Raw genomic sequence first — 21,931 nt, forward strand, 5'->3', positions numbered from 1 at the left:
CCATGGTTGACCTCATAGATGTCGTACTTGAAGGATTCAAGGCGGTCGTTGATTGGCTCATCAGCTTATTCATGGAGGGGCTTCAGTCTCGGTATCGGAACTTGACTGAGGAGATATTCGGGACACCGACCCCAGAGACAGATGGAGCGTTCATATTTGGTGAAGCAACCAACGCCCCCTGGCAAACGATTCAGGACGGGCTTATTGGTGGTGAAATAATGTTGATATCCCTTCTTCTTCTCGTGATGAGTGTTCAGGGGCGACACACTATCCGAATCTTCAATATCGGAAGTGCATACGAGGCCAGGAAAACCAAGAAGACCGCGTGGGTCGGTGCTTTCCTAATAATTACATGGTACTGGGTTGGGTCGCTCACCCTCTATCTCGTTAATGGATTTACCATCGCTCTCATACCAGATATATCGTCCCTAGCGTCAGCGATGCTCCGCCTCTTGGGAGCCACTATCACAAATCCCGTTTTGTCGATCCTCTTCGCTATTATTGGCGGTCTTGGAATTTGGGCGCTTGAAGCCCTCTTCTACATCCGCAAAGTTCTGCTCTTCGTCTACCTATATGGGATGCCGATAGCGATCGCTCTGGCTTACGGAAACGTCCCCGTGCTCTCCAATATTGCATCAAACTTCAGCAAACGGTTCGTTCCGTTAGCGATCCTTCCACTCCCCGCTGCGATCGTCTTCAAGGGATACGACCTCCTCTACGGTAGTGGGACACTCACACCTGGGACGGCATTCCTCAAGTATCTCGTTGCCACCACACTCCCACTAGTCGCACTCTACATCACGTGGAAGACGTTCACGTTCGCGACGCCGCTCACAGCCAAGGTTCTCGGTGGCGCGACGAAGGGCGCGGCACTCATCGGTGGTGTTGCTGCTGGCGCGTACGTCGGTGGTGCTGGCATCGCGACGACGGCGGCTCGCTGGGGGCCGAAAGCCGCGGCCGGCCACGCGGTCGCCCAGAAGGCCGCAGCGCGTGGCGGGCACACCGACGACAATTCGTCCCCGTCGTATCGACGGACGGAGAACGACCCCAGCGAGCGTACGGAGTCGAGTGACGAACATGGGATGGAATTCGACCGGGGGATCCACTAACGATGGTCGACCAGAATGCGGCTGCACGGCGCATTATGGACCAGTTCGGCGAGGAAGGCCGCATCCCCATCCTCAATATTGACGAGGGCGACGTTGGCGTCCTTATCGCGTTCCCAATTGTTGGGCTGCTCGTTGCGGGGCTCACGGGCGTGGAGTCGCTCGCGCTTCCGCTCGTTGCTGGTGGCTTCGGGTTTGGGGTAGCCGTCCTCTACGTGTCGCCTGACCACCTGAACGCGTGGACGTGGACGAAAGACGTCTACCGGTACGTGAAGCGGCCTCGGGTAACGTTCAGCGCGCCCGAAGACGAGACTGAGTCCACTAGAACAACACGTAACGAGGGCGGCCTCGCGAACTACACGCCGTTCAAACCGGACGAGCGCACGCAAGACCTCACGAACGTCGAACGGGCATGGCCGGGCGCGGGCGCGATCCAACGCCAGGATGGCGCGATGGAAGCATTCCTCGAAGTAAATCCCGGGAATATGGATTTCGCGATGTCCGACGACTGGGCGCAACTCCAGGAGGCGGGGGCGGCGTTCGCCAACAAGGAGTTGGACTGGCAGCTGAAGTTCCACGCCACGACCCGGTCGTTCCCCGTCGAACAGATCACGGAGACCATCGAGGAGCGCCTGACTGACGAGGACGTCAAACAGAACCCGATCTTTCGGAAACTCCTCGAGGAGTACCGGGAGACGCGCCCGAAGGAGATGCGTGAGCGCGGCAGCCAGCAGGTGCACTACTACATCGGTGTTGAGGTCACGCCGCTGGAAGTCTACGACCGGTTCCGCGACGAAGCGACACCCGCGGAGAAACTGACGCAGTTCCCGATTGTTGGCGTCCTGTTTCGGCCGTTCGTGACGCGTCGCGAGGACCTCACTGCTGTTGAGCGTCGCGCCAAAATGTTCGAGAAACTCGATCAGCGAGTCAACGACGTTCGCGCCGAGTTCCTCCAGCAGGCGTCAGGGTGGTCAGCGCGCCGGCTCAGCACGGTCGAGCTGTTCGTGTTGAATCTGGCGTTCTGGAACGGCCGCGAGCACGACTACGGCGACGCTGAACGCGTCGTCCGCGACCACCCCATCATCGACCGCTCGCGCCGAGAGGTCGACCATGATATGTAATGCTTTCCTCCAGGCCGGCGGAATCGATCGCCAGCTCGAGGAGTGGCTACCAGCGCCAACATCGATCGAGGGCGCTGTCCTATACGTAGTCCTCGCTGTGATGGCTGTTCTCATCGTGGTACAGCTCTGGAACTGGTACGCCGAGGACGACGAGCCACAGGTTGCGTTCGCGGACGTGCTCGACGAGGAGACACTTGAGGAGGGTCGCGTGGAGGGCCAGATCCTTGACGACGTTGCGGAGTCCCAGCAGACCGTGACGGCCCCGGATGCCATCGAGTGGGAGACGCGCGCTGCCCGAGTTGGGGAGCAGTGGACGTCGACGCTGTACATCGCTGACTACCCGGATTATCCGAGCGATGGGTATCTCAGCGAACTTTTCGAGCTCACCGACGTCCAGTTCGATCTGACGGCGCACGTGACGCCCCGAAATCAGGAACGTGCGCGCGATGAGCTGCAGGATATCGCGGACGACCTCCAAGTCGACGCTGACCTCGAACAGAGCGTGCGCAGCGCGTACCTCCAGGAGCGCGCGAATGAAGCGGCGGCGACGTACACAGCAGTCGAGAACGGTGCCAGTGTGTTCGACCAGAGCATGTTCGTGACGGTACGCGCCGACGAGAAAGACGACCTTCGGGACGCCGTGCAGACGGTGAAGAGTACGCTCCGCGACGACCCGGCGAACCTCACGCCGAAAACGGCGATCTGTCGCCAGGACCTCGCCCTACAGTCGGCTGCGCCGATTGGACGCGACGAGTTCGGGCGGACGTCAATCGCGCTCGGTGGTGCCATAGGTGCGCTGTTGGCGTCTCCCCAGCAGGCGACGATCCTCGAGGAAGGTGGTGTCGAGTTCGGGATTCACAAGGATACGCGCAGCCCCGTCGTGATTGACCCGTTCAGCAGGGAGAACGGCTATGCGATGTTCACCATCGGTGACCCTGGTTCCGGGAAGTCGTTTAGTTCCAAGCAGAACTTCATCCGTTCGATCGAGCAGAGCAAGGACCGGATTGGCGTGATTCTCGAGCCGCTGAACGACTGGGCTGGCGTCGCCGAGGCGCTTGATGCGGAACGAATTACGGTCGGTGGGACGCTCGGGCTGAATCCCCTCGAACTACGGGAGACCCCTGAACGTGTCCAGCGTGCGATGGGCGAGGATGCGAGCCCGTTCAACGAGAAGCTCGACGACGCGATGAGCTTCCTCACGAACTTCTTCGCGTTACGCGGGGTTTCGCTTGGGGATCGACGGACGACGCTGGAACTCGCGCTCACGCGAGCGTACAACGAACAGGGAATTACGGACGATATTTCGACCCACGACAATCCCAGTCCGACGATTCGGGACGTAATGGACGTGCTCGAAACGATGGTTGAGGAGCCCGAGGAATTCGTTGTACGGACTGACGAGGAGGCCGGGAAGCTCGCTGGGGATGCGACGTGGCTGCTCGACCAGCTCCGTCCCTTCGAGGAAGGCGGCCGGTATTCGAATCTCGGGCGGCCATCGGCGTTTGACATTCGCGACGAGAAAGTGATCTACCTTGATTTAGCCCAGCAGGAGGGGAGCGTGGACAGCAGCACGGCGCTGACGATGCAGCTGTTGATCTCGTTGGTGTACGAGCGCGCGAAAGTCTCGGAGCAGGAGGTCGTGTTCTACATCGACGAAGCACGCTATCTCATGCAGGACGCCGCGAGCCTCGCATTTCTGGAAACGGTGTTTCGTCATCACCGGCATCACAACCTCTCGATTCGCTTGGTGACGCAGACGGTTGATGAGTTCTTCGAGCATGCCGAAAGCGAAGCGATCTTGGATCAGTGTGCGGTGAAGCAGTTCCACCGATTGGATGGGATGGACGAGCAGTGGGCCGAGGAGTTCGGGCTGAACTACGCACAGATGCGGTTCGTGCAGGACGCTGTCCCAGGAAATGAGGAGGCTGGGTTTGCGGAGGCATTGGTTGGTGTTGATGGTGAGTGGCGTGGGATTACGGTCGAAGCGATGCCCAAGGAGAAGCAGGTCATCGACTTCGATCCGACTACCCAGGGTCGTTCGTCGTTGCTCGGTGGGGAAGTCGAGAGGAATACGGTGTTTCAGGATGACGATATGACTGATTGAAGCCGGCGGGAGAAGCCGTTTTGGTGGCTGCTGATTTCTATCTTGTTTCGAGGAGAGAATCCCGCCCTTCAGGGCGGGAGTGAGTCCGACAACTCCTACACAGACCACCGTCGATGGCAGGCTGGATATTCAACGCTAATCATCCGTTTAAGTTGGCTTGAATACATAGGCTATGTATGGTGATTGAGGTCACGCGCACCTACGTGGGTCCATCCAGAACCACCGGCAGGTCTGCGATGGCCTTGACTCGCTCGGAGACTCCGCCTCGAAACTCTGGAACGTCGCCCGCTGGACAGCCGACCGCATCTGGGATGCAACAGGCGAAATTCCAGATGAAGGCGTGCTGAAAGCGTATATGAACAACCAGTCGTGCTGGAAAGACCTGAATGCACAATCCAGTCAGAACGTCATCGAAGAACTTTCTGACGCTTTCCACTCCTGAAACGACCGTAACTCATAGCGGAAGTAGCGCGGAAACCCACCCCTTTAGGGGTGGGAGGAATCGCGTCCGCTTTACTCAGCAGTCCACCGACGATAGCCCGGCTGACTCCCCCAACTCGGACTTAAATTTTTACGTGATTCCAGATGCCCATATGAGGTGTGGCGGTCGTTCGGAACATCCAAGTGAAACTCGACGTGCCAGACGCCGCTCACAGCGTCCTCGACGAGACGTTCGAGCAGTTTCGCTACGCCGCCCAGTCCGTCGCAGAGTATGGCTGGGCCGACGACCCAACCGAGATTATTACTGACCAAAGTGACCTCAACGCCGCCACCTATGACGACGTGCGCGAGGACACGGAGCTGCACTCCAACCATGTTCAGTCAGCGCGAAGCCTCGCGGCTAACGCTCTTTCGAACTGCCAAGATCGCATCTTCGAGGGAGAAACCGCAAGCGAGCCCACCTTCCGCGGGACAGCCTCGTGTACGGCGTCCGTACAATTACGTACAACGACGACCACTGTACGCTCGCTACCGTCGATGGCCGCATTCGCGCTGAATACGTGACGCCCGAAGACGACGAAGGGACGCCGTTCGCCGAATATTGGAATAGTGGGGAGTGGGAGCGCAACGAGGCGACCCTCCACAAGCGTGACGGCGAGTACTACCTCCACGTTGCCGTGGAGAAAGACCTAGAGACGGATGCGTCGACAGTCGAGAACGGAGCGGTTCTCGGCGTTGACCTCAACGTTGATGGCTACCTCGCCGTCACCAGCACGGGCTCGTTCCTCGGGAATGCGGACTCCCTCAACCACAAGCGCAGCGAGTACGAACGACGGCGTGGTCGTCTGCAACAGACTGGCACTCGATCCGCCCACCTCACCATCCAGCATATTGGATCACGGTTCTCACGCTGGAGTGACGACTACCTCCACCGTGTCTCGAAAGCCATCGTGCAAGAAGCGCGCCGCCATGACTGTTCGGCTATCGCGTTCGAGGACCTCGAGCAGATTTGCGACCGCATCTCGAACGCCAGTAAATTCCAGCAGTGGGCGTTCCGCACGATCCAGGAGTACACCGAGTACAAAGCCGAAGAGCACGGAATACTGGTGGAGACAGTTGAACCCGCATACACGAGTCAGCGGTGCAGCCACGCAGCGTGCGGCTTCACACACGACAAGAACCGAAACGGTGACGACTTCGAGTGCCTGAACTGTGGGAAGGAACTCCACGCCGACTATAATGCCGCGCGGAATATTGGGTGGCGGCTTGTCCAGCACTGGCTCAAGTCTGGTGCTGGACGCGCCAACTGTCAGGTGGCGCTGAAGTCAGGGACGCTGAACGCGAACGGCGACTATTCGCCTGCCGAGAGTATCGGCCAGAGCGCGAGTCCACTGACAAGCCCACCGCTTTAGCGGTGGGTCCCTGACCGTACGCTGGGAGCGACTCAGAGATATTCGGTTCGGAGTCGCTCGACATAGGCTCTGTCCCAGTGTTTCGTCTCAACAAAGTACGTCAGCACGGCGTCGACGTAGGCTGTCGAGAGAATTCCATCACGTGCGAGCGAACAGAGGACGTGCGGCGTAGTGAAGAGCGTGTTTCGGTCATTGAGGCTGAGAGAGACGAGGAGATAGTTCGTGGTGTTGAATTCGTCGGTAAGAAACATCGCGGCTTGGAGGTCGTTTGCGAGCCAGATCGCGTGTGATTCGCCTGTGTCAAGTCCATAGGTCAGCGGCGCTTCGAGTGCCGCTTCGACATCGTGCGTCGTCAGGTGGTGGGCTGCTTGGAGCACGAGGTCGGCGGCCCTGGCGAGGAGGTCGTCGCCCACAGCAGCCTCTCCAATCTCCCCCATCACCACGTCCGGAACGTGGACGTCGTATGTCGCGAGCAGTGCTTTGAGTGGATCTGCGCCCGTCGGCGCGCGGTCGCTGGCGTCGACGCGAGTTATCGCGAGATTCAGCAACGAATTCGCATCAATAACAATCGTCGATTGGCCCGCCATTTATTACGCGTCCGACTCGTCGCTGTCCGACCACGTCTCGACGTTCCCCTCGTAGAACTCGTCGTCACTGGGAAGCTCGTCGTCGAGGACTGGCTCGGGTGGCGCGCGATCGATGGAGTCACGGAGGAGTTTCAGCCGCATCGCCGCTTCCGTTCCGAGGAGGTCCTCGATCGTCTGGTAGTCCGCTCGGCCGTCGTAGTAGGCTTGCTTGATGCGAGCCCGGAACTCGTCGTTGTCCGTCAGTTCCGCGAGTTCGTCCTGTAGGGCGTCGATGAGCAGCTGCGTTCGGGAGATATCGAGGAGGTCGGCGGCCCGATCAGCACGCTCGACGAGCGACCGTGGCGCGTTAAAGTCGACGCGCGTTTTTTCCTCCGACATCACACTCTATGTGTAGGGTCTACACACAAATAAGCGTGGCGTCACCAATTCGAGGCGGAGCCGCTGACTCCCCAACAGTCGAAACGTCTGCGTCCAGAGAGGCTCACACGAACGGTCGAAGAAGCATTCGACCAATACGGTGCCCCACGCATCGAAGGACAGTCCTCATCGTCGACGTGCCAGCGGAGTTTGTCGTCGGCCTCGATGTCGAGACGCCGACGGCCTCAGGCGGTGGTCGCTGACCGGAGTGCGAAGACGAGGAGGAAGATGGCAATAGCGGCACCGACCAGGGCGACCGGGATGGTGGTCGGGTCGATAAATGAAATCGCCGTAGCGTAGGTGAGCGCGGCAACGGCGATGGCGCTGGCGACAATACCGACGGCGAGGGTGCCAGCGAGGTGGACAGCTTCAGTATTTCGCGTGGGGGTGTGGCGGCCAACTTCTTGGCCGAGTTGCCAGGCGAAGTGGCCACTATCCCAGGCGACGAAACTGCCGATGATACCAGCGAACAACACCCATCCCGGGAGTGCCTCGACACCGCCGAAGGCGGAGGCAACGAAGAGCCCTGCCCCAGACAGTGCAGGGCCGACGGTTTTGGCTGGCAGGAGCTTGATCCACATCGCCAGCCGGAAGCCCGCGATCATCCCGGCGGTACTGAGGAGAACGGCTGTCAGCGCGGCGAGCGTAATGGTGGCCGGGCCGTAGAATGTGATAACGCTCCCGGAGAGCTGGCGGTAGGTCGGCGCCATCGTTGACGGCAGTGATGTCACGATGAACGCCTGGACTGTGTTGACGAGCGGGTCGGCGACAACGACCCCGACGACGGTGAGCGTGACGCCGCTGAGCGCCGCACTGTACCGTGCAACTGAGAGCGCCGCCGAGGCCTGTGCAAGCCGCTTGAGCACGGAACTCACCACAACTAAGCCGAGGCTCACGCCGATACTGATGGCGAGTAGGAACCGGAGTGGTTCCAGTTGGGTCGCGCCGATCAGCAATCGATAGGTCGAACCACTCAGTTCCGACCGGAACTGTGGGCGCCGAAGCAGCACGTCGGTAATTACGCCGATCGGGATGAGGAGTATGAGACCCCAGGTGAGTTTGGTGAGGTGCCCCTGAATTGTGTGGAGTGCGGCCTCGTGCTCGCGGCCGAAGAGCGCGACAATTGGAAGGGCGCGAAGCGCCATCCCGAGTGTAGCGGTTGTCCCGAAGAGCAGGAGGACGAGCGAGGCCACTTGGGGCGCAGCCGCGGCGGGCGTGAGGAAATACGTCGTCACCACGGAGAGGCCGTCGCTGACGGTGCTGCCAACCGTCTGATTCTGGCGGGCAAGCGTGGCCGTGCCGATGACTGCCGCCGCTGCCAGCACTGTTGTCGCGAGTACTGGACTGACGAGTGTTCGGTACGTGACGCTGGAGAGCGCGCGGAGTGACGCCCGCGTGAGGAGGTCCGCGATGGCGACGCAGGCGCCAACCACCGCCAGCATGAGACTCGCGACGACGATGAGTTGGGCAACCACCTCAAGGATGGCTGTCGCGCCCTGCGCGGGTGTCGGCTGTGGGAATCGTGTTCCGGACAGCGACAGCGCGGCGTACGCGAGCCCGCCCGTCGCTGCGAGCCCGAGCGGGGCGACGAGCAGGCCGGCAAGATACTGCGTGATGACGCGCCACGAGGAGTGCGTCGCCAGCCACAGCCCGCCAGCGAGCGAGAGCGCGGCGACCCATGCAGTCGCAAGCGGGAGCAGCAAGTCAAGCCAGGCGGCGATCAGCGACGTTACGGCGATCGTGACGAGGACGCTAATGAGGGTGGCCTGTCTCGTCGGTCGCCACGTGGACTCGTCGACGGTCGTTGGCTGTGAGGACATCTTAGTGAGTGAGGTGGGTGAGTGAGCGGGCGAGCGCTGTATCAATCGGCGTGTCGAGCTGCCAGTCAACGACCGCGAAGCCGGCATCCGTCAGCCGCGTCTGTCGGAGGTCGCGGTGGAGCGCGACGAGATTGCCCGCACTCGTTGTGCGGTCGGTCACGTCCGGACTGACCACCGTAACCGGGTAGTCGTACGGCCGCAGTCCCCCCGCGAGCTCGAGCGGCCAGTCGTCGAGCAAGGGCGTGACAACCACAACCTCGGCGCGTGGTGGGAGGCGGCGGCGAATCGCCTCGCCCGCTGCCGGCATCGAGAGATCGAAGACGTCCGCACGCGGTGGGGTTGGCGTCACCGAGTGGCGATTCGGCCCATTCGTTGCGGTGTCCTCGACGGCATCGAGGAGGTCGGCGGCGTCAGTCGGCGTCTCAGCGGTCACCCACGGCAGATCATGCGGGCCGACAGTAAGCGTCGCGTCGTCGGGTAAGCCGACCGCGGTGAGGAGCGTGTCGACGTCGGCCGTCGCGAGGGCGTCGTGCAAGCGTGCGCTCACGTACGCGTTGAGTTCCGGGGCTGTCGGATGGCCTGGTGCCGGACTCACACGCGTCGCTTTGCGCGCATCCACGATGATGGCCGTCCGAGTGGCATGTTCCTCCCGGAATTCGACCGTCGAGAGCTCGCCGGTTTTGGCGTACTGGCGCCAGTTCAAGCGATTCAGTGGGTCATTCGGTTGGTAGTCGCGTGTGCGGTGGAACTCGAGCCCCGGGCCACCCTGGTCGGTTGGCTGCGTGCCTGCGCGATGAATGGGCGTCTTCGTTGGTGGGGAGTCGATCGCGCGAAGCCCCTCGAAGCTGGTGTCGCCGCCCGGCTCGAGGGTGGTCGTCGCCTGCTCACTCCCGGCAAAAGACCGGCCACGGGCGACGGGCGCATCGAACTCGTGCTGGCCGCGTTTGGCCACCACCTCGTAGGTGGTCGACGCGGTGTCGCCGGCTCGCAGTGGCGCGCTCACCCGCGGAGTTCCCGAGACCACTGCAAGCTCCCCGGGGACACCGTCGATCACGCGCAGATCCGGTACCGCCGCGTCCCCAGTGTTCGTCACAGTGAGCGTGACTGGGACGCGCTCACCGGGACTGGCGGCGGTCATACCAATTTCTCGGTCCGCCTGAAGCTCAGCGTCGGCTGGAACCACGGAGAGTGCGTCGTAGGCGGCGAACGCGACGGGGATCGCGGCTGCAGCGACGACCATCGCGCTGGCGTACAGGAAGCCAACCGCGACGAGAAGCAGGGCCGCAATCCCCGCCATCTGCCAGCGGTACGTCCGCCTCACGGCCGTCATTCGCCATCCGCCTCCGTGCGGTGTGCAGCGAAAGCTTCGACTTCCCGAGCGGTGACGCGGACGCGGCGAGCGCGTTCCCGCTCCGGATCCAGCCACCGACGCAGCCGACTCCAGACGGAATACTCGACGTCCCCGGCGTCTGAGAGGAACGCTGCTGCAAGCTGCGACTCCGTCCACGCCCCATCCGCGAGCGCGTCCTCGGGGGTGGCGTCTGCCGTCGCGATCAACGCCTCCGTTGTGTCCCGCAGGAGCGTGCGTGCTTCCGCGGTCTCGTCTTCCGTGAGTGAAGTGGCGTCAAGCGTACTGGGAACGGCTTCAGTAACTGGCGTTCGGTCGTCGTCGATAACGCGTTCCGGCGCGCGCTCCTGTGCGCCATCATACCGGGACGTACTGCCTGCAGCCGGGTTCGACGGGGTTATGCTCCCACCCCACGCCCCGAGGAGCGCGTACAGCGAGAGGACGCCGCCAACGGCCGTCAGCAGGTGATTCGGGTCCGTGTCGCCGAGTCTGGTTTCGACGAGGGAGAGGCCGGGGAGCTGTGTCGCGAGCCCCGGTTCGAAGGTGTAGACTGTGCCGAGCGCGAGCGCCAGCACGCCCAACCCACCACTGACAGCGGTACGCATCCGCATTAGTCCGCACCCCCAGTCTCCGAACTGTCCTCCGCTTGAGTTGCCTCATCACGGGCTGCCGCTTCGATCGCCTGACTTGCGGTCTCGACGCGTTCCAGTCGCGCTGACGGCTCCCGATGGCCGTATTCGACGGCGCGGAACTCGTTGCGCAGCGTGGCAACCGCGTCGGCCGGCAACTCGTCACGGCTGACGGCGTGTGCCGCAAGCTCGCCCGGCGTGTAGTTGTCGGGCCGACGAATGGACACATGCGTGAGCAGCGTCTCCCAGGCCTCCCGGAACGTCCGATAATCCGACTGTGGCGTGGCTGTGTCGCCGCGCTGCACGGCGCGGGCGCGGTTCGTGATGTCGTCCGCAATCGACGACGTCTGGCTGGTGAGTCGCCGGCGCACCCGCTGCAACCACCGCGCGAGCCGCGTGGCGAGCACCCGCGGCGAGAGCTTCCCACGGAGAGTCGCGAGTACCGCACGGAGTGCTGCGTGGAGCGTCCGAATACTACGCGCGACCCATCCGGCCATCGTAGTGGCGACGTAGACGAGCGTGTTACTGAGCCACCGCACAGCCCCAACGAGGAATGCGGTCAGGCGTGCGAGCACTCCCCGAGCGCGAACCCCGGACCGGCGTTTGGTGTACCCGAGCACGCCCACCACGAGGACGACCGCACCAACGGCAATCGCGGTATTCTGGTAGATCCCCTGGATGCTCGTCGTGGTGGTCTGTTCGAACTTGCGGACTTCGAGTGCGGCCGCGTCGGCGACCGGGAGGCGCGTTGTGAGCGTGCCATCCGGCCCGGTGACGCCAACCTCGTTACCGTTGAGTCGGACTGGGGCACCGGGTACAGCCGACCCATTCAGGGTGGCCATGACCTCGACGCGGGTGAACGGGAGTGCAAGCGGCGCCACAGATGACGCATTCACCGTGAGTTCCGGCAATCGAACCGACCTCGTCCCGGCGACCTCGCCGCGCTCGACGCGGATCGTCGCGTTGCCGGGGACACTCGGCAGCGTGAGCGTCGTCATACCCGAATTGTTCGTCCTGGCGACTGCCTCGCCATCGAGGCTGACCGACGCATTCCGGAGAGAAACGTTATCGACGGCCGCCACCACTCGCACCGTATTCCCCGTGACCGTCCGCCCGAGAATCGAGACGGACGCGTTCGTCGCCAACGAATAGCTCTTCGTCGTGTTGTTCCCCGACTCAGGTGGTTGGGCGTGCGTCTGCGTGCTGCTCCGTGGGGCAATTCGCTCGTCGCGTGCGGGCTGGGCGCTGCGGAGGGTTAGCGGTCGATAACTCTGCTGTGGCGTCGCCAGTTGCGATGTGCGTTGTGCCGTCGCGGAGTCGGTCGGCGCTGTGACGGAGATGTTCAAGGTGGCGGTGTACGGCACTGTCCCAGTCACGTTGCCAGTCTCGTTCGTCACGCCGACTGACTCGCCGTTGAACGAGACGCGAGCCCCCGAAACGGCAGTATCCTGCCGAGTAACCGTCACAAGTACGGTGCTGCCGGGGACTGGATCACGATTCAGCGTCACATTCAGCGGGCTGGATTCTGAACCAGTCTCCGAGTCGTTCTGTGTGGGTTCGTTGGACTGGGAGTCGCCGTCTCCCGACGACGGCTCCCCACTACTGGTCGAGCTGTTCTGTCCAGTACTGCTCGTGGGACTCCCATCGCTGGGTGCGCCCGCTGGCCCCGCGGTCGTACCTGCTGGACCGGGTTGTGGCTGGCCGCTTCCACCCGTGGCGCTCCCGGACTGGGTGCCGTTCGGCGACTGTTGATTGTTGGTCGGTGGCGTCTCCCCCGGAGATCCAGGGACGCCGGCAGGGGTGTACTCGCTTTGCGAGCCCGCGGCGCTCCCGCTGCCCGTGCCGATCGATTGGGCTTCCTGGGTCTGGCGCTCGCTGGCGGGAGTCGGGTCGAAGCGCACCCAGCCAACGTCGCTGAAGTAGACTTCAACCCACGCGTGAGCGTGCAGCGCGCGAACCGTGTACTGGTTGGGGCCCGACTGTTCGCCCGGCGCATACCCGACCACGTAGCGTGCAGGAATGTCGTGGGCGCGCAGCAGCGCGGTCATGCTCGTCGCGAAGTACTCACAGTACCCCGCCTCCATGTCGTGGACGAACTGGCTGGCGACACCATCGGATGGTGGCTCCGAGACGGACAGCGAGTAGTTCTTGTTCGTCTCCAGCCAGGCCTCGACCCGCTTGGCCGCGGCATATCGCGACGTAGCGCCAGCAGTGATCGTTTCGACGGCCGGTGTGAGTGCTTCGCGTTCCTCGCGCGGTAACTGCGTGTACTTGTCGGCCACGTCCCCGGACGCACTCCCACTGGTCGCTTTCAGGACGGCTGGGTCGCGTGGTGGCCGCGAACTCCGCGCAGTGTACGTCGTCCCCGCGGGGAGTGTCTCGGCGGCATGCACGGCCCGCGTAGGCGTCACCTGCAGGGTGGCCCCACTACGCACGCGGTGTGGCCGCCACGCCGTCGGGAGCGCCGTCGCCGCCGTCTTCAGCTGGACGCTGTACGTGAGCTGTCGGTCACTCCGTTCGGTGTGAATCGGCGCCGAATACGCGCTCGGCGTACCGGTCTGTTGCCAGCCGCTACCGGTGTAGCGGTCGTACGCGTTCGTCCGCCAGTACGCCGGCCGGTCAGCGTTCACGACAAAATGAATTTCGTCATTCTGAGACTGGAACCCGGACGAATTTTCCGACGCCAGGCTCCCCCCGACGCTCGTCTCCTGGCCGGGAGACAGCGCGCCGAGTTGGCTCCCACCACCAGCTGCTGCGCCACCACCGGTTCCATTCCCAGCGCTGCCACCCCCACCACTGCCTTGGAGTGGCTCCGACCCGCCACCAGGGACAGGAACGACAGAACTGGCGGGCGTGTCATTCGCGAGCGAGCCCAGCGCGGGCGTCAACCCAGTCGCCAGAACGACCGCGATGATGAGTAAGCCCGTGAGCGCGACGCTCCTCCACTGCCGTGACCGGCCGGAGTCAACGAGTGGCGTTTGCTGACGATCACTCATTCGTGTTGTATAGCCCCCTGGCCGTCCCCCATCCGGGCATGCTGATAGCGTGATATGCTGAGGCAACCATTAAAAGTGTTGTCAGATTTAAATCACACTCCGGGACACCTGTGCTCGTTGTCACTCCTCTTCAGTGACGCCCGGCACCGCAAGCTGCTCGAGGACATCCTCGATGATCGCCTCACGATCGACGCCCTTGGCATCCGCTTCCGCGGTCAACACGAGGCGATGCTGGAGGGCAGGGATCGCGGTGGTCTTGATATCGTCCGGTACCACGTAGTCGCGGCCGGCAAGCGTCGCGCGGGCCCGTGACGCCTCGAAGAGCTTCTGGATGCCGCGCGGACTCACACCAACGTCGACACGGTCGTCCTCACGCGTCCGGCGGCCGATCCGAACGAGATACTCACGCAGCCGCGTCTCGACGTCAACGGTCTCCGGCACGTGTTGCAGGTCGGCGACCGTTTCGGCGCCATCCAAGACTGGCGTGACGCTGGGGACGTGTTCGAACCGATTCGCGCGCCGATCAATTAGCTCGAGTTCGCCGTCCAGCCCGGGATACCCCATACTCGTTTTCACCATGAACCGGTCGCGCTGGGCTTCCGGCAGCCCGAACGTCCCCTCCTGCTCGACGGGATTCTGCGTCGCAATCACGAAAAACGGACTCGGCAACTCGTGAGTGGTGCCGTTCACACTCACTTGCCCTTCCCCCATCGCTTCGAGCAGCGCGGCCTGTGTTTTCGGGGGTGCGCGATTGATCTCGTCAGCGAGCACGACGTTCGCGAACACTGGCCCGGGCTGGAACTCGAACGTCCCATCAGCCTCATTATAGATGTTCGACCCAGTGATGTCCGCCGGCAACAAATCCGGCGTAAACTGGATGCGGGAGAACTCCAAGCCGAGCGCTGTCGCGAAACTCTGCGCGGTCAGCGTCTTCCCGGTCCCTGGGACGTCCTCAAGGAGTGCGTGCCCGTCCGCGAGGAAGGCGGTCATCACGCTCTCGAGGAAGTCGTCGTCAGCAATTACCGCAGCTTGTACTTCCTCAAGTACGTCCCCCACGCGGTCGCGCGCCGTCGACGAGTCCATACGATGACAGGACGAGGGCGGTCGCAAATAACTATCGCTCCCATCCAAGGCACGCCCGGTCAAGAGGTCAAATCGACGCCCTGTCGCGGGAGTGCTCTCAAACTAGCAGCGGTAACGAGCGCTCGGGGACAGCAATAGCCGTCGTTGCAGAGGTGAGACGCCCCTTGGGTTAGTCACGAGGTGCTGCGTTGTCGTCGCGAAACTAGCCTGCTCAGAAGAGGGTGACGCCGAGACTGAGCGTCCAGCCGTTGCTTGCGACGCTCGCGATGACAAGTGAGCCACCTGCCAGCGAGATGTTCTTCAGGAAGCTGTTGAGCTCATCCTGCCGTTGGTCGTCGGGAACCGCCCAGAAATCGTGCATCATGACTGCGGAGACGATGAGGAACGCCGCAAGTGCGATTGCGGCGACGACGGGAAAGACGCCCACGATGACGCCCAGCCCACCGAGAACGAGGAGTGCGCCGGAGGCGAGCACGGAGAACCGAGGCACGGGGAGGCCCTTATACTCGGCGTAGTCGGCCATCTGGTCGGTCTGCGTAAAGTGGCTAACGCCGGTGAACGCGAGGACGCCACCGAAGAGGAGGCGACCGATGACGATTATGGCGGTGTCAAGCACCGCCATCACGCAGCCACCCGCAGACACGTTTGCTCGATAGTACTCCGCAGTAGCCGTGATTGGTCGTAGTTCAGCATATGTACAACGTAGCGTGGGGGCCGTATACGGCTGTTGACCGGACGGTAAAACGACGGCGTAAAGTTGCGTCGCCTCTCAGACTCGTCTCCGACGTCACGAGTACTGTATGCCGTTCCCTCCCGTGACGGACCGTGGTTGTCGAGACTGAGTCCAGGTTCACTCACAGAGGTCCAATGCGGATGCCGGTCTCGGAGGGTTGGAGGACGCGCGTCAGCCACTTGCGACAACCTACCGACACGCCAACCGCCTCAGCGGTGGGTCGCGGATAGAGTCCCCGCCGCTGGTCGCTCTATCGGCGCTAATGGACTCGTGGCCGATTCGCTTGGCTATCGAGGGCTGGCGTCGCCGGACGTTCATTGCTTCGACATACAGGGAGACTGGTCCGCACCATGACGGGTGATGTTGGTGGCGTCCGGCTGGTTAGCTGCGTTGCCTGAGGCTCGCGAAATCGGTTTGGAGCCAGTCGACCCGGGTGTCGAGGCGGTCGCGGCGATGGCGGAGATCTTGCAGAAACCAGTCGGGGTCGTCACTCAGAGCGACGTACGAGAAGTTGGTGGGTTCGAACTCGAATTCTGATCGATACGCTTCACCGATCGTATAGTAGGCGTGTACGCGATCGACCGCGGTCTTGGCGTCGGCGAGGTACTGCTTGGCGTCGGTGACACAATCCTCAGCATCGACGAACAGCGATTGTAGTGAGTCCTCGTTTTCGGTCATCGTATCTGGCTGGTCACGCTGGAGTCGTGTTTCGATATCATCGAACAGCCGCTTCGCCGTCGTTCGGCATCGCTCGATCGCCGTGAACGCCTCCGACGCGGTCCCATAAGCGTCGAACGCACGAAGGTAGAGACATTCGGTGTAGCGCTGGACGGCGGTTTTGAACGCGGTCCAGTTGAGCCCGAGGTCGCTGCCACGCCCATTCAACTCCGGAAACCACGACTCCGCCAGCCGAGTCGCAATGTGTTCACGGAGAGCTGTGCGATCCTCCTCGTCAGTTAGGGCCGCGCCAGGTATCCCCTTCCTGTCCTTGCGGATGTCTGCGACGAGGTCGTCGGTCTGCTCGGTGCAGGCGTCCAAAAGCGATGGTTCGATTTCGGCGATTTCACTGTGACACGCGTCAAGCGCATCATCGAGGGCGTCGTGTGGCCCGGTTAGCGTGAGTCCCGTATCAGGCACCGCCATCATTTAGACACATCAACATGATGCAGACATATCATCAAAATAGTTGGGGATTATTGACATCGATCGCTACCAGTGGAGCCAGCGTAATCCGGCCACGCGGTTGAGGCGGTAGTCGTGGGCTCACGGTTAGCGCCAGCTTAGGCGCTCGGCACAAGATATCGGGGAGCGGCTCGCAGCAGCCGATGCATTCACAGGCGGCACGAGGCGGATGCCACGGGACTTGACCCCGAGGCGGTTGACCGGCATAAAATAGTGGGCGGGATTTCTGTCTGTGTAGGTTAGCGACACCCCCTTCCGAGTCCTGGACAGTGGTTGTGGTGCCGTCGGCCACATCCGGTTGTCCCCCCGGCCGGCGAGGAGCTGCGTTGGTTCATACGCCCCTCCCGTGGCCGACGGCATTCTCACCCCATTAGCGAGCGAACCCACAATCAAAGTGAATAAGTTTGATTGCGTGAAAGCCAGCGTTTGTCGTCGGCTCATGGCTGACATGTCGCACCAGCCCTACCCCCCGCACGAACTATCGCACCAGACCTCTCCCTTCCCCCAGCGGACCAGCCGACGACAACTCCCATCCTTACCGCAAAGTCCGTCTCAGTCGGTGAATTAGTGCACCGAGCCACGCGAAAATAGCGATAATCGTGTATATTGACCGCCCTCCGATTCCGAAGTCTCGTGGATGTGGAAACATATTGACGACATCGGCTGCAGCAGATGCTGATAACGACCCGTAGCTCAGGAGGGATATCACAGAGACCGTCCCTACTGCCAGTAGGAACCATTCTATCGCGGCACCCACTCTCCCTTCGTCTGACATATTTAGGCGGTAGAAGTCATAGCAACTTCAAGGAATGTGCTATTCGTCGTTGGCTTTGGAAGAACTCTTCTCACGAACAGCCGCTGCAGCATCAGCCTTCGAGGACGCCGTCCTCGCCAACGCTGACACCTCGTTGGAAACCGAAGACGACACCCCCGCCGAATGCAGCGATAACTCATCACCCGCCTCACTCAAGATTCGCTCCGCCCGATCCGCCTTTGGAACTGCATCTGAGTACGACTCCAACTGGTAGTACTCGCGAGCCGCAACCAGCGCTCTCATACCACGAATCACCTTTCCAACCAGTCCCTCGGTGTCGTTGAGTGCCTGGCGTTCGTCCGCCAACTGCGTGATTTTTCTCGCATACTCGGACTCCGACAATCCCCCTAAGGCAGTTGCGTCACTCGACTCACGTTCCCGTTGGAGCGCGCTCACCGGGTTCAGTGCACTTGTCACTGCGGATCGCATCGACAGCGATGTCGATTGCGCCTTGCGGGGGTTCTCATTCTGGAGGTTCGTCCGCGCCGTTTTGAGCGTAGTGTACGCCGTAATCAAGTGCGTCTGCGCGGTCGTCGAATGCGAGAGGAACGAATGAACGCCGGTGAGCTTACGGATGGTTTGCGCTTGCTCGTCGGTGGCATCAGCTTCTTGGGCGGTCGTAAGTGCGTCCTGCGCGGTCGCGAGGGCAGTGTTAACTGGTTGCTGTTTGAACGAGGTGGAGGTAGCCGCCACGGTTGTGATATCGGGGTCTTCGCTGCCCGTGTACTCGTGGAGGGCGTTCCCGAGGGCGTTTCGAGCGCGTTTGATTGCGGTCGCGGCATCCGGTTGTGCTTGCGAGGTGGTCTCTGTCGCGGCCTCAGTTTCCGTGGCGGTTTCGGTTTGTGGACTCGTAGTTATCTCCGCCGTGGTGGTGTCGGTCGTGGGCGGTGTAGCGGCGGTGTTTGTGGGTTGGCTGGTAGTGTTGCTGTTCATGCAGCCGGCGAGCCCAGCCAAGGTAGCGACGGCTGTAGCGAGATACGAGCGGCGATCCATACCATAGGACACGTTATTCTGCGAACATAACCGTTCGGGAGCCCAGCTACGCTCATTCGCAAAAGGGAGTTCACTTCCAGTCTTGACCGAAGCTACTCCCCCATCTCGGTGTGGTTTCTCACCGGCTGATTTGCCGTGGGACAGCCACAGTAAGGCCCCGCGGGAACGACAGCCCAGACTGGCCCGTGAACGTGCCCACTGCTTCGAGAGGCACGCAGAAAGCTTATGACGCTCACGCTCGGACTCCGGCCTTGTGCAGGAACGGATACCTGCAGTGAACGGTGGCACGATCGGGCTCGTACTCGGAGCTGTCCTCTACGCGGGCGTCTGGCTGGCAGTGTTCGGTTCGGGTTCGCCGATTACGTTCTATCTCTGGATTGCGTTCGGTGGACTTGCGCTGGGTGGTCTAGCGGGCTTCGCCCTGGGACGAGAGCGGTTAGTCACCCCGGTTTCGCTCGCCCTCCTCGTCCTGTTGGTTGGAGTGATGCCGACTGGTGGCGTCGACGGAGGTACGTCCAGCCCTGGCGCGTACTCCATGGTGTTCATCTTCGGGTGGCCGCTACTCTTCGTGCTGGCCGGCCTGCTGGCTTTCATTGAACGCTCCGACAGCATCTGGCCACAGTCTCCACTGTAGTAGCGGGCAGGCGTTCGTCTGTACTTTCCCGAATCGATGACCCACGTGCGGCAGGTGCTCACCAGCTGCCTTACCATGGTACAGCCGCTCAGTAGCGCTGTGAGCCGCCCAGAAGACACTTATCCAACATGTTATGAACGGCTAGGCATGCCCCCTGATGGATCTCGCCGTGCCATCCTTGCGAGTCTCGGAAGCGTCCTACTTACCGGCTGTAGCGGCAGCTCACCGACTGAGACAACCACACAGGACGTCCCAAACTCAACTACGTCTGCTACGTTCTCGTCGTCGTGTGCAGGATCTGGCGAGGTGGCTCTAACCGCTGAATCCGAGGTGTTCACCGTTGATGAGAAATACGACGGGTTCGAGTTTACGCTCCACAATCAGACGACTGCTTCGCTGACGATCACGCGGACGAAGGCGTGGGAAATCCAGAGACGCACAGCCGATGGCTGGGCGCAAGTCGCGACTAAGGGCGGTGTCGCGGACGGTGAAACGCGGACGCTAGACTGTAGCGAGAAACACACATGGCATCTCGCACTCTTCGAACATCCAACGCCACCTGGCCGTAAGACGACGTACCTCTTCGTGAATCTCGCCGAGGGACACTACAAATTCTCGGTAACGGGCACTCTCGAAACTGGCGTAGAGATCACTCGCTCAACCCAGTTTGAACTGCGGAGACAACTACCACCCCAGACCGAAACTGAAAAATAGGATCTCAGCGTGGAGATATCGTCTGGTTAACGGCCAAGTCTTCGGGTGAGCGGCAATAGAGCGTGCCGCCCTGTTCACCGGAGATCGTCTCGACGAATCCTTCGTCAGCGAGTGTGTTCAGGTGTTTGCGCGCGGTCTTTGGAACGGTCCATACACCGTCAGCCACCGCATCATCCGTCTTTAGCTAAGCCAGAAACCGCGTGACAGCAGCGACTTATCGAGGCTACTTTTCGGGAGGAATGAGGAGGCGTAGCTGTGTCCAACAGAGCCTCCTCATCGAGAATTATGCGTCGGCTCACTACTCTCTTTCCCTCCGAGTTCCTCGAAGAGCACGCCGAGGAACTCGGCGTGGTCGAGCGAGAGGGCAAGCTTCAGATTCCCGTCCTCGTGTGGGCGCTCGTGTTCGGCTTCGCCGCAGGCGAGAGCCGAACACTCGCCGGGTTCAGACGCTGCTACAACTCCACAGCTGATGAAACGATCTCTCCCGGTGGATTCCATCAGCGGCTGACGCCGACGTTGGCAGAGTATCTCCGCGACCTCGTCGAGCGTGGTCTCGACGAGGTCGCTGTTCCCAACGCTGTTGACGCTGATATCGACCGATTCAGAGACGTGATGATCGCTGATGGAACGGTGTTGCGGTTGCACGAATTCCTCTCTGATGAGTTCCAAGCCCGTCACGAGGAGCAGGCTGGAGCGAAGCTCCACCTGCTCCACAACGCCACCGAGCAGACGATTGAACGACTCGACGTGACCGACGAAAAAGCGCACGACAGCACGCTGTTCAAAACGGGCTCGTGGCTCCAAGGACGGCTCGTTCTGTTCGATCTAGCGTACTTCAAGTACCGCCGGTTCGCGTTAATCGACGAGAACGACGGCTACTTCGTGAGTCGGCTGAAGCAGAACGCGAATCCGGTGATAACGGAGGAATTACGGGAATGGCGCGGGCGCGCCATTCCCTTAGAGGGCAAGCAGATCCACGATGTGGTCGATGATCTCTCTCGGAAGTACATCGACGTTGAGGTCGAAGCGGAGTTCAAGCGAGGCCAGTACGAAGGAACGCGGTCGCTGGACACGAAGCGGTTCCGCGTCGTCGGCGTCCGTGACGAGGACGCCGACGACTACCATCTGTATATCACGAATCTATCGCGAGAGGAGTTCTTCCCGGAGGATTTAGCAACGCTGTATCGGTGTCGGTGGGAGGTAGAAACGCTGTTTCGTGAACTGAAGACGCAGTACGAGTTGGACGAGTTCGACACAAGCGACCCGGATATCGTGAGAATTCTGCTGTATGCGGCGTTGCTGTCGCTGCTGGTGAGTCGTGAGCTGTTGGATCTGGTGACCGAGCAGGCTGATGACGAGATCGTGTTTCCGCCAGAACGCTGGGCGGCGACCTTCCGGTCGCACGCCCAGCTCATCCTCCACGAACTCGGTGAGTATCTCGGTTACTCACCACCGCCGTTGCTGGAGCGGCTGATCGAGGATGCTCAGAAGATTCACCAGCAACGACCGGTCTTACAGGAGACGCTCGCTACCGCTACACAACCGAGGTGTGAGTCTTAGCTAAAGACGAATGGCCACCGCATTAGCTGACACCGGGCTGTACGTATGCGCAACAACATGTCGAATGCGCTCGTAGGGCGTCGTTTCGGCCTCCCACTCCTCGCCAGCCGCCTCGTTGACGTCTGCAAACTCGGCTGGCGGGTTTCGGTCGTTCGTATGGAAACGCACGGTGTAGAGGAACATGGTCCTTCGGGACATCGTTTATTCTTCCCCCTCCTGGCAAATTCGTCGCTTACG

Annotated in this window: 18 protein-coding genes and 3 pseudogenes; 9 read left to right on the forward strand and 12 right to left on the reverse strand. The window is 61.6% G+C overall.

Translation table 11 applies throughout. The features are described 5' to 3' along the window. Window positions 1–2 precede the first annotated feature (2 nt). The 6 genes and pseudogenes from LT974_RS06860 (at window position 3) to LT974_RS06880 (ending at window position 6,184) form a co-directional block, all read left to right on the forward strand. Window positions 3–1,109: a hypothetical protein gene (locus LT974_RS06860; protein WP_232589987.1), complete on the forward strand. Its 1,107-nt coding sequence runs from the start codon at window positions 3–5 to the stop codon at window positions 1,107–1,109. 2 nt (window positions 1,110–1,111) lie between these two features. Further along, window positions 1,112–2,227, forward strand: coding sequence for a hypothetical protein (locus LT974_RS06865; protein ID WP_232589988.1), 1,116 nt, complete (start codon window positions 1,112–1,114; stop codon window positions 2,225–2,227). Continuing rightward, window positions 2,217–4,331 carry a VirB4 family type IV secretion system protein gene (locus LT974_RS06870; RefSeq protein WP_332840549.1) on the forward strand — a complete coding sequence of 705 codons (2,115 nt, stop codon included), beginning with the start codon at window positions 2,217–2,219 and terminating at the stop codon, window positions 4,329–4,331. The genes LT974_RS06865 and LT974_RS06870 overlap by 11 nt, the downstream gene beginning before the upstream one ends. A gap of 176 nt (window positions 4,332–4,507) precedes the next feature. Beyond that, a pseudogene (locus tag LT974_RS17895) lies at window positions 4,508–4,770 on the forward strand (RNA-guided endonuclease TnpB family protein); the annotation flags it as partial. Between the two features lie 161 nt (window positions 4,771–4,931). Beyond that, the gene (locus tag LT974_RS06875; protein ID WP_232589990.1) at window positions 4,932–5,336 is read left to right on the forward strand and encodes a hypothetical protein; all 405 of its coding nucleotides are present in this window, start codon (window positions 4,932–4,934) and stop codon (window positions 5,334–5,336) included. Then, window positions 5,252–6,184, forward strand: a complete 933-nt coding sequence (locus tag LT974_RS06880; protein ID WP_232589992.1) for an RNA-guided endonuclease InsQ/TnpB family protein — start codon at window positions 5,252–5,254, stop codon at window positions 6,182–6,184. Before LT974_RS06875 ends, LT974_RS06880 begins: the two co-directional genes overlap by 85 nt. Before the next feature lie 32 nt (window positions 6,185–6,216). Here the strand turns inward: LT974_RS06880 and LT974_RS06885 are convergent, their stop codons facing one another. From LT974_RS06885 to LT974_RS06930, 10 genes are all read right to left on the reverse strand, one after another. Then, entirely contained in the window at window positions 6,217–6,771 is a 555-nt protein-coding gene (locus tag LT974_RS06885; RefSeq protein WP_232589994.1) for a hypothetical protein, read from the reverse strand. Window positions 6,772–6,774: 3 nt separating this feature from the next. Continuing rightward, entirely contained in the window at window positions 6,775–7,149 is a 375-nt protein-coding gene (locus LT974_RS06890) for a hypothetical protein (protein ID WP_232589996.1), read from the reverse strand. Between the two features lie 224 nt (window positions 7,150–7,373). Then, window positions 7,374–9,008, reverse strand: a complete 1,635-nt coding sequence (locus tag LT974_RS06895; RefSeq protein WP_232589998.1) for a DUF7519 family protein — start codon at window positions 9,006–9,008, stop codon at window positions 7,374–7,376. 1 nt (window position 9,009) lies between these two features. Continuing rightward, window positions 9,010–10,338 carry a DUF58 domain-containing protein gene (locus tag LT974_RS06900; protein ID WP_232589999.1) on the reverse strand — a complete coding sequence of 443 codons (1,329 nt, stop codon included), beginning with the start codon at window positions 10,336–10,338 and terminating at the stop codon, window positions 9,010–9,012. Beyond that, on the reverse strand, window positions 10,335–10,961 hold the full coding sequence (locus tag LT974_RS06905; protein WP_232590000.1) for a DUF7269 family protein: 627 nt from the start codon (window positions 10,959–10,961) through the stop codon (window positions 10,335–10,337). The genes LT974_RS06900 and LT974_RS06905 overlap by 4 nt, the downstream gene beginning before the upstream one ends. A gap of 5 nt (window positions 10,962–10,966) precedes the next feature. Next, a complete protein-coding gene (locus LT974_RS06910; protein ID WP_232590001.1) occupies window positions 10,967–13,981 on the reverse strand; it encodes a transglutaminaseTgpA domain-containing protein in 3,015 nt (1,004 codons plus the stop codon). Between the two features lie 120 nt (window positions 13,982–14,101). After that, window positions 14,102–15,064 carry an AAA family ATPase gene (locus LT974_RS06915; protein ID WP_232590002.1) on the reverse strand — a complete coding sequence of 321 codons (963 nt, stop codon included), beginning with the start codon at window positions 15,062–15,064 and terminating at the stop codon, window positions 14,102–14,104. A gap of 211 nt (window positions 15,065–15,275) precedes the next feature. Then, window positions 15,276–15,686 (reverse strand): DoxX family membrane protein, encoded by a 411-nt coding sequence (locus LT974_RS06920; RefSeq protein ID WP_232590227.1) that lies wholly within the window; start codon window positions 15,684–15,686, stop codon window positions 15,276–15,278. A gap of 492 nt (window positions 15,687–16,178) precedes the next feature. Then, window positions 16,179–16,835: a hypothetical protein gene (locus tag LT974_RS06925; RefSeq protein WP_232590003.1), complete on the reverse strand. Its 657-nt coding sequence runs from the start codon at window positions 16,833–16,835 to the stop codon at window positions 16,179–16,181. 958 nt (window positions 16,836–17,793) lie between these two features. Continuing rightward, complete coding sequence (locus LT974_RS06930) at window positions 17,794–18,786, reverse strand: hypothetical protein (RefSeq protein ID WP_232590004.1); 993 nt, start codon at window positions 18,784–18,786, stop codon at window positions 17,794–17,796. 253 nt (window positions 18,787–19,039) lie between these two features. On the opposite strand from LT974_RS06930, the gene LT974_RS06935 reads away from it, so the two are divergent. Together LT974_RS06935 and LT974_RS06940 are read left to right on the forward strand one after the other, a co-directional pair. Next, entirely contained in the window at window positions 19,040–19,420 is a 381-nt protein-coding gene (locus tag LT974_RS06935) for a hypothetical protein (RefSeq protein ID WP_232590005.1), read from the forward strand. Between the two features lie 306 nt (window positions 19,421–19,726). Next, window positions 19,727–20,134, forward strand: coding sequence for a hypothetical protein (locus LT974_RS06940; RefSeq protein WP_232590006.1), 408 nt, complete (start codon window positions 19,727–19,729; stop codon window positions 20,132–20,134). A 22-nt stretch (window positions 20,135–20,156) separates the two neighbouring features. On the opposite strand, the pseudogene LT974_RS17900 reads toward LT974_RS06940, so the two are convergent. Next, window positions 20,157–20,306: pseudogene (locus tag LT974_RS17900) on the reverse strand (DUF7342 family protein); the annotation flags it as partial. A gap of 113 nt (window positions 20,307–20,419) precedes the next feature. Here LT974_RS17900 and LT974_RS06950 point away from each other — a divergent pair. Beyond that, window positions 20,420–21,694: an IS4 family transposase gene (locus tag LT974_RS06950; RefSeq protein WP_232590007.1), complete on the forward strand. Its 1,275-nt coding sequence runs from the start codon at window positions 20,420–20,422 to the stop codon at window positions 21,692–21,694. A gap of 12 nt (window positions 21,695–21,706) precedes the next feature. Here LT974_RS06950 and LT974_RS06955 read toward each other — a convergent pair. Continuing rightward, window positions 21,707–21,877: pseudogene (locus tag LT974_RS06955) on the reverse strand (DUF7342 family protein); the annotation flags it as partial. Window positions 21,878–21,931 lie beyond the last annotated feature (54 nt).

The organism is Halobacterium noricense (assembly GCF_021233435.1).
Classification (GTDB): domain Archaea; phylum Halobacteriota; class Halobacteria; order Halobacteriales; family Halobacteriaceae; genus Halobacterium; species Halobacterium noricense.

Bases quoted from the DNA above. Each gene is read 5' to 3' on its own strand.
- LT974_RS06860 (WP_232589987.1), top strand. From the start codon at position 3: ATGGTTGACCTCATAGATGTCGTACTTGAAGGATTCAAGGCGGTCGTT.
- LT974_RS06865 (WP_232589988.1), top strand. From the start codon at position 1,112: ATGGTCGACCAGAATGCGGCTGCACGGCGCATTATGGACCAGTTCGGC.
- LT974_RS06870 (WP_332840549.1), top strand. From the start codon at position 2,217: ATGATATGTAATGCTTTCCTCCAGGCCGGCGGAATCGATCGCCAGCTC.
- LT974_RS06885 (WP_232589994.1), bottom strand. From the start codon at position 6,771: ATGGCGGGCCAATCGACGATTGTTATTGATGCGAATTCGTTGCTGAAT.
- LT974_RS06890 (WP_232589996.1), bottom strand. From the start codon at position 7,149: ATGTCGGAGGAAAAAACGCGCGTCGACTTTAACGCGCCACGGTCGCTC.
- LT974_RS06895 (WP_232589998.1), bottom strand. From the start codon at position 9,008: ATGTCCTCACAGCCAACGACCGTCGACGAGTCCACGTGGCGACCGACG.
- LT974_RS06900 (WP_232589999.1), bottom strand. From the start codon at position 10,338: ATGACGGCCGTGAGGCGGACGTACCGCTGGCAGATGGCGGGGATTGCG.
- LT974_RS06905 (WP_232590000.1), bottom strand. From the start codon at position 10,961: ATGCGTACCGCTGTCAGTGGTGGGTTGGGCGTGCTGGCGCTCGCGCTC.
- LT974_RS06910 (WP_232590001.1), bottom strand. From the start codon at position 13,981: ATGAGTGATCGTCAGCAAACGCCACTCGTTGACTCCGGCCGGTCACGG.
- LT974_RS06915 (WP_232590002.1), bottom strand. From the start codon at position 15,064: ATGGACTCGTCGACGGCGCGCGACCGCGTGGGGGACGTACTTGAGGAA.
- LT974_RS06920 (WP_232590227.1), bottom strand. From the start codon at position 15,686: ATGGCGGTGCTTGACACCGCCATAATCGTCATCGGTCGCCTCCTCTTC.
- LT974_RS06930 (WP_232590004.1), bottom strand. From the start codon at position 18,786: ATGGATCGCCGCTCGTATCTCGCTACAGCCGTCGCTACCTTGGCTGGG.
- LT974_RS06950 (WP_232590007.1), top strand. From the start codon at position 20,420: ATGCGTCGGCTCACTACTCTCTTTCCCTCCGAGTTCCTCGAAGAGCAC.